14 protein-coding genes are annotated in these 14,399 nt (G+C 62.9%); 2 read left to right on the top strand and 12 right to left on the bottom strand.

The genetic code is table 11. The annotated features are described in order from the left end of the window. Positions 1-347: 347 nt before the first annotated feature. From GJ668_RS13660 to GJ668_RS13630, 7 genes are all read right to left on the bottom strand, one after another. Entirely contained in the window at positions 348-548 is a 201-nt protein-coding gene (locus tag GJ668_RS13660) for a hypothetical protein (RefSeq protein WP_155450703.1), read from the bottom strand. Further along, positions 538-807, bottom strand: coding sequence for a BrnT family toxin (locus tag GJ668_RS13655; protein ID WP_155450702.1), 270 nt, complete (start codon positions 805-807; stop codon positions 538-540). The genes GJ668_RS13660 and GJ668_RS13655 overlap by 11 nt, the downstream gene beginning before the upstream one ends. A 101-nt stretch (positions 808-908) precedes the next feature. Then, the gene (gene bchY / locus GJ668_RS13650) at positions 909-2,279 is read right to left on the bottom strand and encodes a chlorophyllide a reductase subunit Y (RefSeq protein ID WP_246194874.1); all 1,371 of its coding nucleotides are present in this window, start codon (positions 2,277-2,279) and stop codon (positions 909-911) included. A gap of 44 nt (positions 2,280-2,323) precedes the next feature. After that, the gene (locus GJ668_RS13645; RefSeq protein ID WP_186343106.1) at positions 2,324-3,274 is read right to left on the bottom strand and encodes a chlorophyllide a reductase iron protein subunit X; all 951 of its coding nucleotides are present in this window, start codon (positions 3,272-3,274) and stop codon (positions 2,324-2,326) included. Further along, positions 3,271-4,326, bottom strand: a complete 1,056-nt coding sequence (locus GJ668_RS13640) for an alcohol dehydrogenase catalytic domain-containing protein (protein WP_155450732.1) — start codon at positions 4,324-4,326, stop codon at positions 3,271-3,273. The genes GJ668_RS13645 and GJ668_RS13640 overlap by 4 nt, the downstream gene beginning before the upstream one ends. 213 nt (positions 4,327-4,539) lie before the next feature. Continuing rightward, positions 4,540-5,652, bottom strand: coding sequence for a methyltransferase (locus tag GJ668_RS13635; RefSeq protein WP_186343105.1), 1,113 nt, complete (start codon positions 5,650-5,652; stop codon positions 4,540-4,542). An 81-nt stretch (positions 5,653-5,733) separates the two neighbouring features. Beyond that, on the bottom strand, positions 5,734-6,603 hold the full coding sequence (locus GJ668_RS13630) for a polyprenyl synthetase family protein (RefSeq protein ID WP_155450698.1): 870 nt from the start codon (positions 6,601-6,603) through the stop codon (positions 5,734-5,736). Positions 6,604-6,729: 126 nt separating this feature from the next. Here GJ668_RS13630 and crtD point away from each other — a divergent pair, with 126 nt between their 5' ends. Beyond that, a complete protein-coding gene (gene crtD, locus GJ668_RS13625; protein WP_155450697.1) occupies positions 6,730-8,226 on the top strand; it encodes a 1-hydroxycarotenoid 3,4-desaturase CrtD in 1,497 nt (498 codons plus the stop codon). A gap of 41 nt (positions 8,227-8,267) precedes the next feature. Further along, the gene (locus tag GJ668_RS13620; RefSeq protein ID WP_186343104.1) at positions 8,268-9,140 is read left to right on the top strand and encodes a carotenoid 1,2-hydratase; all 873 of its coding nucleotides are present in this window, start codon (positions 8,268-8,270) and stop codon (positions 9,138-9,140) included. 63 nt (positions 9,141-9,203) lie between these two features. On the opposite strand, the gene GJ668_RS13615 is transcribed toward GJ668_RS13620, so the two are convergent. From GJ668_RS13615 to rpoH, 5 genes are all read right to left on the bottom strand, one after another. After that, positions 9,204-9,464, bottom strand: coding sequence for a hypothetical protein (locus GJ668_RS13615; protein WP_155450696.1), 261 nt, complete (start codon positions 9,462-9,464; stop codon positions 9,204-9,206). 122 nt (positions 9,465-9,586) lie between these two features. Next, positions 9,587-10,654, bottom strand: a complete 1,068-nt coding sequence (locus GJ668_RS13610; RefSeq protein WP_155450695.1) for a phytoene/squalene synthase family protein — start codon at positions 10,652-10,654, stop codon at positions 9,587-9,589. Then, complete coding sequence (locus GJ668_RS13605; protein WP_155450694.1) at positions 10,635-12,164, bottom strand: phytoene desaturase; 1,530 nt, start codon at positions 12,162-12,164, stop codon at positions 10,635-10,637. Before GJ668_RS13605 ends, GJ668_RS13610 begins: the two co-directional genes overlap by 20 nt. Positions 12,165-12,240: 76 nt before the next feature. Continuing rightward, entirely contained in the window at positions 12,241-13,143 is a 903-nt protein-coding gene (gene bchO, locus GJ668_RS13600) for an alpha/beta fold hydrolase BchO (RefSeq protein ID WP_155450693.1), read from the bottom strand. Between the two features lie 103 nt (positions 13,144-13,246). Next, a complete protein-coding gene (rpoH, locus tag GJ668_RS13595) occupies positions 13,247-14,086 on the bottom strand; it encodes an RNA polymerase sigma factor RpoH (protein WP_155450692.1) in 840 nt (279 codons plus the stop codon). Positions 14,087-14,399: the final 313 nt, after the last annotated feature.

Here is a 14,399-nt window from a genome sequence, read left to right as displayed (position 1 = left end):
CGACATCGGCCAAGGATTTAGTTGCGGCTCCCCCTTCAGCTTCCTTTGCGCTTCGAAGATCCTGTAAATCCTGGTAATCCTCAAGAGTCCGCGTCACGGCCTGGAATTCCTCGATAGAAAGAATGACGTATCGGACGGTCCAGTGTGTGCCCGTTCGGTCAACGCCAAATTGAGCCGAGCCGGTTGAGAAAAACCGGCTTCGGCTGGAACACTGTATTAAGCGATTTGATCGATTCGATGTATTGCGTAAAATCAAATCAACCCTAACGCCATTAATTCCCACGCGCAGCACCTCGCTTGAGATTAGCTCACAACGTCGACCGCGCGGGGTCGGCTGAAGCAACTTATCATTCCAGCATTTCGTGTTCTTTAGCATATTGCCGTAATGCATGATTTACGGCTTCAGCATTTGGAAAAAGCTTGTTGAGTTCTGGATCGATTGGTACGATATTGGTACCTTCACGATATCGTTTGGCATATTTTCCACGAATGCCAGACTTGATCAGTTCGGAAGGATATTCCGGCCGCATTTCTTGGTCATTGCTCATAGGCTTTACGCTCTTGGGACGTCATGCGTCGCGCAGAGATGATTCGTATGATTTCCGCACGTTCGGTGAAAGAGACTACCAAGTATCTGCCTTCTTGTGATCTCCCAAATAAGAGAAAGCGGTCTTCTCCTTCTGAATGATCTGGATCGGATACAAAAGAGGATAATTCGTCACCGAAAACTTCCGTTGCCTCCAAGAATGTGACGCCATGCTTCTGGATGTTAGCGCTAGCTTTTGATTCGTCCCATTCAAAATCCATGGTTACATGATGCCTGCTGACCTAACAGTGTATTTAGGCTGCCCACAAAATTTCGCTAGCTAGACCGCACGCAGTCTAACCAACAAAATTGCGCATCACGACTACACGGCTTTAGCCGCCGCTCCACGCTTAACCGGCATCACCGGCCAAACCCCGCTGGTCTCGCCCTCCCCCACACCCTCAAAAAACGCCCGCATGGTCGCAAACCGCTCCTTATTCGCCAGCGCCGCATTGATGACCTGCGCCAACGACCCCGCCCCCGCCGGACCCATCAACGGCCGCGCCGAAATCAGATTCGTGAAATACAGCGCCGGAATCTGCCGCTCCTTCGCCGCCTGCACCACAGGCGTCGTCCCAATCGCCAAATCCGGCTCCAGCGACTCGACCGCCGCCAGATCCTGCTCCAGCGACGCCCGGAACTGCACCGGCACCCCACGCTCCTCCAACCACGCCAGATCCGCCTCATTCCAAGGCGTGCGCGGACAAGCCGTCCCCACATAGGGCACAATCGCCCCCGACTCGATCAGCAACCGCGCCACCAGCAACTCCGATCCCTCATAGCCCGAGACGATCACCCGTCCCTTGATCGGCATCGCCGCCAACGCCCCACCAATCGCCGGCAAAAACTTATTCTTCGCCGCATCGACCTTATCCTGCGCAATCCCGCACGCCTGCCCGATCGCATCCAACCAGGCCGCCGTCCCATCACGCCCGACCGGCGCCGAACCGACCACCGGCCGCCCCGCCGCCGCGAACTCACGCGCACTGGCCTGATACTGCGGATGGATCGCCGCCGCCGCCGCACAGTCGAGCGCCGCATACAGCTCACGCCATTCGCGCGTCGGCACCACCGGCCCGACCGCCAGCCCCAGCGGATCGAGCATCATCCCAATCCCGACCGGATCGGCCGGAAACATCTCGCCCAACAGCGTCACAGTCGGACGCTCACTGCGCCCCCCGCGCGGCGCCTGCACCGGCCCCTGCTCGGCCTCCAGACGCGCATACTGAAGCATCGCCCCAGCCAGCACATCCTTGGCCTCGGCATGGGTCGGCGTCCCGAATCCAGGCACGTCGATACCCAGAATCCGCACCCCGTTCAGCTCCTTGGGCAGCAGCCGCAAGGGCGCGCCCGAGGCCGTCGGCACGCATAGATTGATCGCGACGATGGTATCGAGCTTATCGGGATCGGCGAGCTTGAGCACCGCCTCGCGCGCGTCCTCGAACAACCGCCCCGAGACCAGCGACTCAGAATCGAACGGCACATAACCGATCGAGCGCCGCGCGCCATAAAAGTGCGCCGTAAAACTCAGCCCATAGACACAGCAGCCGGAGCCGACCAGCACCATCGCGGTGCGGCGCATGCGCAGACCCACGCGCAGCGCGCCGAAGGCCGGACACATGGTCTGCGGCTGATCGTGTGGGCCGCGCTCGCGCTCGCCGGCATTCGAACAACCACCGCTGTCGGCGGGCATCTTGGGAGCAGATTCCTGAACCATCAGATCACATCCTCCGCGTCTCAAGCGTCGTCGTAGACGACTTCGAGCGAAGGCTTGGCCATGGCCGAGACGTCGCACATATCTTCAGGCCGTGCCGGTTCCAGCACCACATGGCGTCCGACCGCATCGCCCTTGAACAGATCCAGCAGCGCCTCATGCGCCAGCGGCTTGGGACGCACCGGCGGGGCCTCGCCAACATTGATCGCCAGCGATTCGAACAATGGCCCCCATTGATTGTCGGGACGGCCGATGATCTCGTAGTTGGCACTCTTGCGCCGGATCTCCTCGTGCGCCGGAATCGTGGCCAGAATCGGGATCTCAGCTGCCGCCGCGAACGCCTGCGCCTCGCCGGTGCCGTCGTCCTTGTTGATCACCATGCCGGCCACGCCGACATTGCCGCCCAGCCCCCGGAAGTATTCGACCGCCGAACAGACGTTGTTGGCGACATAGAGCGACTGGAGATCGTTCGAGCCGACGATGATGACCTTCTGGCACAGATCGCGCGCGATCGGCAGCCCGAAGCCACCGCACACCACGTCGCCCAGGAAGTCGAGCAGTACATAGTCGAAGTCCCATTCATGGAAGCCGAGCCCTTCGAGCAGCTCGAAGCCGTGGATGATGCCGCGCCCGCCACAGCCGCGTCCGACCTCGGGGCCGCCGAGTTCCATGGCGAACACGCCATCGCGCTTGAAACAGATATCGCTGATCGCGACCTGCTCGCCGGCCTTCTTCTTCTCGCTGGAGACGCCGAGAATGGTCGGGCAGTTGCGCCCGCCAAACAGCAGCGTGGCGGTGTCGCTCTTGGGATCGCAGCCGATCAGGAGCACTTTCTTGCCCTGCTGCGCCATCATGTAGGACAGATTGGCAAGCGTGAAGCTCTTGCCGATTCCGCCCTTGCCATAGATGGCGATGATCTGGGTCTGCTTGAGCGAGGGCGCACTCGGCGCGGGGATATTGACGGATACAGTCACGACAGCGTTCTCCAATCGAGGATCATCTTCAGGCAGCTCGGATCACCAAAGGCGGTGCGATAGGCGGAATCGGCCTCGGTCGCGGGGATGCAATGGGTGATGAGCCCGTCGAGCGAGAGTCGGCCCGCGTCGAGCAGGTCGCGCACCGCCGCCAGATCGGACGGCTGGAACTCGGCGGCGATACGGAACCGTGCTTCGCGCATGAAGGCCGGCGGGAAGGTGAAGCTGACCGGCTCGTGATAAAAACCGCCGAGCACGATCTCACCGCCGCGCGCCAGTCGCGCGACCAGACTATCGAGAATTTTGGCGTCGCCGCTCATGTCGCAGATGGTGCGATAGTCGCGACGCGGGTCATCGTCAGGCTGCATCACGTCGTAGCCATAGCCCTCGGCACCCGTATGACGCACCGGGTTGGTCTCCCAGACTACTGGGCGGGAGCCATCACCCAAGGCCGCGATGCGCGCCAGCAGCCGCCCGAGCACGCCGTGACCAACGATTAGCTCGACATGCGGAGCTGACGCCGCGTTCGCGCTGGCCGTCGCTGTCGCGCTCGCGGCGCCGGCGGCCGTTGCGGACGATTCAGTGCGCAAGGCGGCATGCGCCGGCGTACTGGCGGCCGGCGCGGCGATGGCATGATAGGCGGTCGCCGCCAGCGCCAGCAGCACGCCCTGCTCGCCGAGCGACTCGGGCACCGGCAGCAGCCGCGCGCCCGGCGCGACCACGCGCGAAGCCGCGCCGCCGAAGAGTCCCCGCACCTCGCCATAACAGCGCGCACCGGGCACAAAGACGCGCTGCCCGACCGCCAGACCGGAGTCTGGACCGGCGTAACTGACGCGACCGACGGATTCGTAACCAGGGACCAGCGGATAGCCCATGCCGGGGAAGGGCGGCATGGTACCCGACCACAGCAGGCGCTCAGTGCCGGTGCTGATCCCGCTCCATTCCATGTCGACGATGACATCGGTCGGCTCGGGCGGGGTGAGTGGCAAGCGTTGCAGCGACAGACGCTCAGGCTGTTCGAGGACGACGGCCAGGGTTTCGAGATTCGGCATATCTGGGTTCAAGGCGATCTCTCGGACGGGTTGAATCTGAAAGATTCGACAGTTTAGCGGAAGTTGGGCGCGAGTCGAAAAATACCGTCGAACGACGGCCGACAATAGACGGAATCAGCAGGGTTTTTCAGACAGTCAACGCACAGCCAGCGTACTCGAGACTCACTGGATGGGCAGAGCGTAGCGAGGCCCATCATCAAGCGATATCAGCACTCAAAGCCGCTGAGCCAGCAACAACTGCGTGAGCATGGGCCGAATAGTGCGGATCTGACGCACCCGGTCGAAACCGACCGCGCGCAGCATCTCGGTCAGCTCAGCCGGCGTGCGCGGTCGACCACTGCCCATGGCGAGCAGATAGAACCCGAAATAGGCATCCCCGATCGGCTCAGCCCCCGGTGTGCCTGACATGGGTTCGGCCACCAGCAGCCGCCCGCCCTCGGGCAGCGCCGTATAAGCGGCGCGCGCGAAGTTCGGGGTGTCATGATCGTCATGATCGTGCAGCACCCGCACTAGCGAGACGACATCCGCGCCCTGGGGCAGCGGATCGCGCCGCACGTCGCCACCGACCGCCGTGGCCCGATCAGCCAGGCCCTCGCGCTGAAAACGCGCCCACGCCCGCTCGGCCACTGCCGGCAGGTCGAACAGGATCACACGCAGATGCGGCCAGCGCTTGGCCGCCGTGACCAAAAAGGTGCCATCGCCGCCGGCCACATCGAGCAGACAGCGATGCGCCTTGAGTGAGTAGGCATCGAGCACGTCGTCGGCGATCAGTCGTTGCGACTGGGCCATCAACTCGCTATAGCCGCTGACCGCCTGCTCAGCCGCCGCCGCCGGCGCCTCGGTGCCGACATAGGCCCAATAGCCCTGCAACTCACGCTGCGGCAATTCACCACGCAACAGAGCCACCGGATCTTTCAGGTCGGCATAGGCCATGGCGTGATGTTCGACCATGGCCGCGATGCCCGGATTGCCGACCATGGCCGCCCCCAACTCGCCGAGCGCATAGCGATCCTCACCGCGCGCCTCGGCCAGCTCCAGACTCGCCGCCGCGCGCAGCAGGCGCCGCGCCCCCTCGGGCGGCAGTCCGAGACGCGGCGCCAGCGCCTCGACCGACTGCGTGCCCTCGGCCAGGATCTCGAACAGTCGTACCTGAACGCAGGCTTGCAGAATCTGTGAATAGACAAAACCGGCGACGATGTCGAACAGCTCACGCGCCCGACGCCGCGCGCGCGGACGGGTCAGCGGAAAGATCGAGGCCCAGCGTTGAAACTCGGGCTTGGAGAGCACACGATTGCGCAAGGCGAGCAGAGATTCGGGAAGGCGCACGGGTGTCAGGACCAATGAAGCCTGACGAACCGCTGATCAGCGCGGCCCGCCAGGGTGGAAACGAGGGTGATCGAGCGGCGCTCAGGCCGCGCGCTGGGCCAGATCCTTGGGCATGATGCGACGCGACTCAGCCATCAGCACTTCGGCGAACTGATCGCGTCCCGGACAGGCCGGAATCGCGTCGATGGCGCCCGTGACCAGACCGCGCAGACGCGCGATGGCGCCATCGATGCCGAGTTCACCCGCCGCGCTGGGCCGGTTGAGCACGGCATCGCGCCCGACCGGTTTGCCGACTTCCTGGGCGCTGGCGGCGACGTCGCGCAGATCGTCGGCGACCTGATAAGCTTCACCGATCTTGTCGCCGACGATGCTCCAGGCGGCGGCATCGGCGCCGGCGACCAGCGCGCCGGCGGCCGTCGCGGCCGTGAATAGCGAACCGGTCTTGGCGCGGTGGTATTCCTCGACCGTGACCTGCGGTTCGCACTCCCAGGCCTGACCGGCCGTGATACCGTGCGGCATGCCGACCGAGCGGCTGATGGTCAGCAGCAGCGGCGCCAGACGCTCAGGCGAGTCGACCAGGACACGCGCCAGATGCTCGAAAGCGAGGATGATGAGCGCATCGCCGGCCAGCACCGCCAGCGGCTCGCCGAAGGCGCGATGCACCGAAGGCACGCCACGGCGCAGCGGCGAGTCGTCGAAACAGGGCAGGTCGTCGTGCACCAGCGAGGCACAGTGCAGCAGCTCGATGGCGACACCGGCCGCGTCAGCCGCGGCGTAATCCGTGCTGCCACAGGCGGCGGCGACCGCCAGACACAGCCGCGGACGCACCCGCGCGCCGCCGGGAAAGACCGAGTGCCGCACGGCCTCGGCCAGACGCGGGGGACAGCCGGGGACGGCCACGGTGTCTATGGCAGCGGCCAATGCCTGCTCGATTCTCGTTGTGGCATCCATCAGTGATCCCCCGGCAAACCTCGATCAGTGGTCAATATGTAAAGGTGAGTTGACACTCAGAAGTGTCATGTACAATAGACATCAATATCCGACACGTCAACGCGAATCACGGGAGTCATGGACCTGATGCCGGATCAACGAGTCATTGTCATCGGTGCGGGCGTTGGCGGGCTGGTGACAGCCGTTCAACTCGCCGCGCGTGGTCTCCAGGTACAGGTGCTCGAACGCGCCGAGGCGCCCGGCGGCAAGATGCGCGAGGTGGCGGTCGGGCCACATCGCATCGACGCCGGTCCAACCGTCTTCACCATGCGCTGGATCTTCGAAGACATCTTCGAGCAAGCCGGTGCGCGGCTCGACGAGCACCTCGAACTGGAGCCGCTGTCGATCATAGCACGCCATGCCTGGAGCGAGCAGGAGCGGCTGGATCTTCATGCCGATCACGAGCGCAGCGTCGAGGCGATCGGCGACTTTGCCGGTGCGGCCGAGGCACGCGGCTATCGCGCCTTCTGCGAGCGGGCGCGCACCATCTACACGACGCTGGATCCGACCTTCATCCGTGCCTCACGTCCAAGCCTGCTCGGTCTCATGGGACGCTGCGGTCTGAGCGGGCTGGGCAATCTGCGTGGCATCCGGCCTTACGACAGTCTCTGGGACATGCTCGGAACCTATTTCAAGGATGAGCGTCTACGTCAGCTCTTCGGGCGCTATTCGACCTATTGCGGTTCCTCGCCCTTCATGGCCCCGGCGACCCTGATGCTGATCGCCCATGTCGAGCAGGAAGGCGTGTGGTCGGTGGTCGGCGGCATGCACAAGGTCGCGCAGGCACTGGCGCAGCTTGCCGAAGGACTGGGCGTCACCATCGAGTATGGGCGCGAAGTCACCCAGATCCTCACCCGTTCCGGCGGCGTGCGCGGCGTGCAGTTGGCCGACGGCGAGCAGATCGCGGCCGAGGCGCTGGTGGTCAACGCCGATCCGGCGGCCCTGACCAGCGGTCGACTTGGCGCCGAGGCCCGCCGTGCCCTGCCGCCCCTGGCGCCCGAGCGCCGTTCACTCTCGGCTCTGACCTGGTGTCTGAGCGCCGAGACCGAGGGTTTTCCGCTGGCACGGCATAATGTCTTCTTCGGACGCGACTATGCCTCTGAATTCGCCGACGTCTTCGGCCAGGGGCGTCTGCCGCGCGATGGGACCGTTTATGTCTGTGCTCAGGATCGCGGCACGGACGGCACCGGATCGCTGAACGGCCCGGAACGACTTTTTCTACTCCTGAACGCCCCGCCTCGGGGCGACCGACACGACTTCGACGCAGTGGAGATCGAGCAATGCGAGCAACGGGTATTCTCACACCTGGAGCACTGTGGCCTGAGGGTCCAACGCGACCCCGAACAGACGGTGATGACCACGCCGGCGGAGTTCGACCAGCGCTTTCCGGCCACGGGCGGCGCGCTCTATGGTCAGGCGACCCACGGCTGGAAGGCGTCGTTCTCGCGTCCAGCCTCGCGCACCAAGATTCCGGGACTCTATCTGGCGGGCGGGAGCACGCATCCGGGCGCGGGCATTCCCATGGCGGCGATGTCGGGTCGACTGGCAGCGGAGGCACTGCTCGCGGACCGGCGTTCGACCTGACCGTCGATACCGACGGCTATGCCTGGTGGTATGTCGATGCATTGAGTGACGACGAGCAGTATGGGCTGACGCTGATCGCTATGCTCGGCAGCGTCTTCTCGCCCTATTACGCCTGGTCGCGTCAGCGCGGCAACGCTGATCCGCTCGATCACTGCGCGCTCAACGTCGCGCTCTACGGGCGCCGGGGCAAGCGCTGGGCCATGACCGAGCGCGGGCGCGCGGCGTTGCAACGCGATCGGACCAATCTGGTCATCGGTCCCAGCCATGTGCATTGGGAAGGCGATGCCCTGGTCATCGACATCGACGAGATCAGCGCGCCCATTCCCTCGCGTCTGCGCGGCAAGGTGCGTGTCCATCCGACAGGGATCAATGGACGTGACTTCGCGCTCGATGCCGCCGGGCGTCATCGCTGGTGGCCGATCGCGCCGCTGGCGCGGGTGGAGGTCGACTTCACGAATCCTGGCCTGAGCTGGAAGGGCACGGGCTATCTGGATTCCAACCGGGGTTCGGAACCTGTGGAACGGGCGTTTCAGGGCTGGGACTGGTCGCGCGCCGAGCTGAAGCATGAAGCGGCGATCCTCTATGACACCCGCGCGCGGGACGACCAGGGCGCACATCTGGCGCTGCGCTTCAATGCCCATGCTGAGGTCGATGAATTCGCCCTGCCGCCACGGGCACCGTTGCCGACGACCAGCGTCTGGCGCATCGAGCGTGGTATTCAGTGCGAGGCGGGCGATGAGCCGCAGGTGGTGGCAACGCTGGAGGATACGCCTTTCTACGCGCGCTCAGTGGTCGAGACGCGGTTGTTGGGGCAACGCGCCACCTCGGTTCATGAGAGTCTGTGTCTAGACCGATTCAGCACGCAATGGGTGAAGGTGCTGCTGCCGTTCCGCATGCCCAGGGTCAAGCGCTGAGCGAGCCTTTGTCACAGTGAAAAGCGGCCGGGTGGATCAGGACCCACTCGGCCGCGAACAGACTCAAAAGCCCTCAGCCTCCAAGTCCAGTTGCACGACTCGACGCGAACGCCGCCGTCGCGAAGGCGATCTGGCACGCTGGATCTCGATCAACCGATTCGCTGTCCGGTAGTCATGACGCAGCTTCCAGATCACCCCGCTACAGAGAATGAGCAACACACCTGACGCAATCATCAGGATGTTAAGCGCGCCCAGGATACAGGTACCGCCTATCGTGAGGGCCAAATAGGGCAGCGCCTCATAGAGTGGCGTCGGTAGCCACATATCGACTCCCAGGCTTCCTAAACATGGAAACCTTGATTTCACTTCGTAAACGATCAGGATGCGACCAAATCGGGAAGTCGAATCAAGTTCCGGATTAGGTGCGGTTCGCGCAGACTCGGGGATCAGCGAACACTCAAGGCGCGCTCACGCTCTTCGAGCTGCTGAAACAATTCTAGTACCCAAATCACACGTTCGCCGACGCCTGTAGCTGTGCGTTGCGGTGTCTCAGCGACGACCGCGTCCACGAGGAACCGTGTTTCTTCCAGCGCCGGCGCCTCGACGGGCCGCGCACTCAAGACCGCACGGCCCAGAATGGGCGCGAGCAGTTGCAGCTTGCGCGGTGCCGGCACCACGGCACGTTGCGAGATCGAATCCAACCCCTGACGCTCGACCTGACGCCCGATCTCGGCATAGAGATAGCGCGCGGCATTGATCCCGGCGCGGCAGCCCAGCGGCAGACCGGCGATGCCGGCATCCGAGCGCTGATAGAGCTCATCGGCGGTTTGGAGCAGACGCCGCACCACCGAGGCAATGGCCTCGTTGAACACCGGATTTTTCAGCCACTCGTCGGGATCGACACCCGCCTCACGCACCCAGGACAGCGGCAGATAGATACGCCCGTTGCGCGCATCCTCGCCGACGTCGCGACAGATGTTGGTGATCTGCATCGCCACGCCCAGATCACAGGCGCGCGCGACCATCTCCTCCGAACGCGCGCCCATCAGCGCCGCCATCATGGCTCCGACCGCGCCGGCAACGCGCGCCGAATAGTCATAGATCCCGGACAGATCCTCGTAGCGCCGCCCCTCGGCATCCCACTCGAAACCTTCGAGCAAGGCCTCCAGCAAACGCTTGGGAATAGCGAAGTCGCGCACCACGTCGGCGAGTGCGCGATCGATCGGATCGTCGATCGGGGTGCCGGCATAGAGGCGGTCGAGCCGATCGTTGAGCATCTCCAGCGCATCGGCCTGGAGCGCCGGATCGTCGCCCACACAATCGATGGCGTCGTCGGCGATGCGGCAGAAGGCATAGAGCGCCATCGCCGGATCACGGAAACGCGTCGGCAGCAGAAAGGACGCGGCATAGAACGACCGCGAGCCGCAGCGCAGTAGATCGCGACAGGCGGCAATGTCAGCCGCTGTCGCGAGTGTCGTTTTGTTATCGTTGTAATCAGACAAACGTTGAGGCATCGGGCACCACCCTGTCGAGAACGCGCGCGGAGGAGATGACACCGGGCACACCCGCACCCGGATGCGTCCCCGCGCCGACTAGATAAAGATGTTCCACCTCTTCGCTCTTGTTGTGCGGGCGGAACCACGCACTCTGCATCAAGGTGGGTTCGAGACTGAAACCGGCGCCCAGATGCGAGTTCAAGCGATGCTTGAAGTCCAGGGGCGTCGTCACGAGCGAGGTCGCGATCTGATCCTCCAGACCTGGCAGGATCGAGTCGCTCAGATAGCGGGCGATCCGGGCGCGATAGGGTTCGGCCTGGGTCTCCCAATCGGTATCGCCGCCGAGATGTGGCACCGGCGCCAGGACGTAGAAGGCATCGCAGCCCTCGGGCGCCAGACTCGGGTCGGTGGCTGTCGGACGGTACAGATAGAGACTGAAGTCCTCGGCGAGCGTCTTGTGCTTGAAGATATCCTGGATCAGCTCCCGGTAGCGCGGGCCGAGCAGGATCGTATGGTGCTTGACATCCGGGTACTGGCGCTTGGTGCCGAAGTACCAGACGAACAGCCCATTGGAGAACTGCGAACGCTCAATCTTGCGATCCGTCCAGCGCTTGCGCGGATGCTCGGCGAGCAGCTTGCCGTAGGTGATCGCCGGGTCGACGTCGGAGACGACCACGTCGGCGGTGATCTCTTCGCCTGAGGCCAGACGCACGCCTGTGGCCTTGCCATCCTGGATCAGAATGCGCTCGACCTCAGCGTTGTAGCGAATTTCGGTGCCCTGCCCTTCGACCAGACTCACCAGTCCATTAACCACGGCGCCCGTACCGCCCATCGCTGAATGCACACCCCATTTGCGCTCCAGGAAGGAGATGAGGACATAGATCGAGGTGACGGTGAAGGGATTGCCGCCGATCAGGAGCGGATGGAAGGACAGCACCTGCCGGATGAAGGGATCCTTGATATAGCTCGACACCATGCCATAGACGGTGCGATAGCTCTGGAGCATCGCCATGTCGGGCACGATGCGCAGCATGTCGGTCAGGTTCGTGAAGGGCACATGGCCCAGATCCTCGAAGCCGACCTTGAACACCTTCTCGCTCATGGCCATGAAGCGGTCATAGCCGGCGACATCAGCGGGCGAATATTCGGCGATCTGGGCCTTGACCTTGTCGGCATCGCCGCTGTAGTCGAAGACTCGACCGTCGTCGAAGCGGATGCGATAGAAAGGGTCCATCAGACGCAGATCGACATCGTCTGCGAAACGCCGGCCACCGAGATCCCACAGCTCTTCGAGCAGGAAGGGCGCGGTGATGATGGTCGGGCCGGCGTCGAACGAGAAGCCATCACGCTGATGGACATAGGCCCGTCCGCCGGGGGCGTCGAGCTTTTCGAGTATCGTGACACGGAAGCCGCGCGCGGCTAGACGTACCGCGGCGGCCAGACCGCCGAAACCACTGCCGATGACGACCGCGTGGGCCTTGCCTCGACTTTGAACACTACCAGGAACATGCGAAGCCGCGACTGTCAAGTTCGTTTACCTGCCTTACTGTCAAGATAGGTTGACAGTATAGCAAGATCGGCCGCGCGTCATCCCCTGAGATTGCTCAGGAATTCACGGCGAGCACTCCCAGGCGTTCGCCGATCCCGCGCACGATCTCGGCGACCTCGCGCGGGCGCTCTTCATGGGCTAGATGGCCCAACCCAGGCAGCTCGAACAGTTCGGCATCCGGACGCAGAGTTGCGCGGACCCGATGCGCCTCGCGTGGCGAGACAGTCGTATCCTGATCACCGACGATCAAGAAGAAAGGGGTATCCAGGTTCGGCAATCCCTGCTCGATCAGATTCAGATCCCAGTTGGCCATCATCGACAGCGAGGCCCGGACATGCGACGGATGACGGATCAGACGCTGGTAGAAATCCACGCCGGCCGGTTCCAGCGTCGATCCGGTGCTGTCGACCAGACGCTCGATGACACGACGATTGCGCGCCCGCAAGGCAAAGACGCGCGAAACCAGCGAATTAGTGGCGAAGAGTTTGGCCGCCGGCGAGAACAAACGCCCCGGCAGACCACGCCAGGGCAGCAAGGCGCCATTGAGACTAATGAGCCCGCGCGGCGCAATCCGTCCCTCCAGACGCGCGCGGATCAGGATGGCCGCGCCGGCTGAATGCCCGAGCACTAGATCCGGCTGAACACCCAGCGTCTCGACCAACGCACCGATGGACGCCGCCATCCCGGGGAGCGACATGCGCTCATAGGGCGGTGAACTGGTGAAACCATGCCCAGGGAGATCCGGAGCGATCAGTGTGAAGTGTTCGGCGAGGATAGGCGCGAAATCACGCCAGGAATGGGTCGCCGCTCCAGTACCGTGCAGCAGCAGGAGTACCGGCCCCTGCCCCATCCGCTGCACATGCCAGCGCAATCCGCCCGCCGCGACAAACGCGCTTGACGCGCGATTCGGCCAATCCCGTCCGTCCAGTTCCCAATCCGGCCTGCCGTTTACACTCATTGCGCTTACTCGATCAACTCGGAACAGGGCTATTGTAAACCCTGTCCAGAGTGATCGCTAAAGCGCCTTTGTGCGGGGCGGCACGCAATGATGAAGCAGGGCTTCAAACTTCGAGTTGTAGACGCATCTTCTTCATAGCGTTTTTTTCGATCTGCCGGATGCGCTCGGCTGAAACGCCGAATTTCTCGGCGAGTTCGTGCAAAGTCTGCTTCTTTTCCGACAACCAGCGCTCCGAGAGGATGGTCCTGCTCCGATCATCCAAGCCTTCGATCGCGGCATAGAGACGGTCGCGCCGATCACGATCGGTGTCATCATGTTCCAGCAAGCGCGACGGCTCCATGCGCACATCGGGTAGATAGGTCGAGGGCGCCGAGGGTGCGTCGTCGTCGTCATCCTCAAGTCCATCGAACGATAGATCCTGATTGGACAACCGCGACTCCATCTGAAGCACCACTTCAGGTTTGACCCCGAGATCAGCGGCCACATCGTCGACTTCCTGCTTGGTCATCCAACCAAGACGCTTCTTGGCGCTGCGCAGATTGAAGAACAACTTACGCTGCGCCTTGGTGGTCGCGACCTTGACGATGCGCCAGTTGCGCAGAATGTATTCGTGGATTTCAGCGCGAATCCAATGGACAGCAAAGGACACCAAACGCACACCCATATCAGGCTCGAAACGGCGCACGGCTTTCATCAGGCCAACCGTGCCCTCCTGTATCAGATCGGGCAGCGGCAGACCATAGCCCAGATAGCCACGCGCGATACGGATCACGAATCGTAGATGCGAGGTCACCAGGCGCTTGGCCGCTGTCATGTCGTTCTGGTCGCGCAACCGTAAGGCGAGCGAACGCTCTTCCTCAGGGGTCAGAACAGGAATCTGATAGGCACTGTTGATGTAGGCTTCGATTGTGCCGGTCGGCATGATTGAGAAGTCTTTGGCCATGGTGAGACACCTGAGTCAGTTAGACGATGATTTATCCTACCATTTAAGTCAGGATTTTCCCAGCACCTTTAACAGGGTTTTTTACGGGAAGCACCTGCTTGATGTTGACCAAAACTCTAGGTGTTTATGTGATCTAGCGCAAGAGACGAAATGGTGATTTTAGATCGAATGTTTCGATCAAACTTATCGTTGAAACTAATCGATAACCGCGAAAGTGGTGTGTTTTTTCGCGTCCCCAAAACCAAGACCCCCGCCACTGTGTAGTGGAGGGGGTAATGGAGGAAGAGGGCCCTGGCGGTGCCCTAGGTTCGCA

Origin of the sequence: Allochromatium palmeri (assembly GCF_009720725.1) — a bacterium.
GTDB classification, from domain to species: Bacteria; Pseudomonadota; Gammaproteobacteria; order Chromatiales; family Chromatiaceae; genus Thermochromatium; species Thermochromatium palmeri.
Note: the sequence above shows the minus strand (reverse complement) of the source record. Positions and strands in the feature narration are given on the sequence as shown.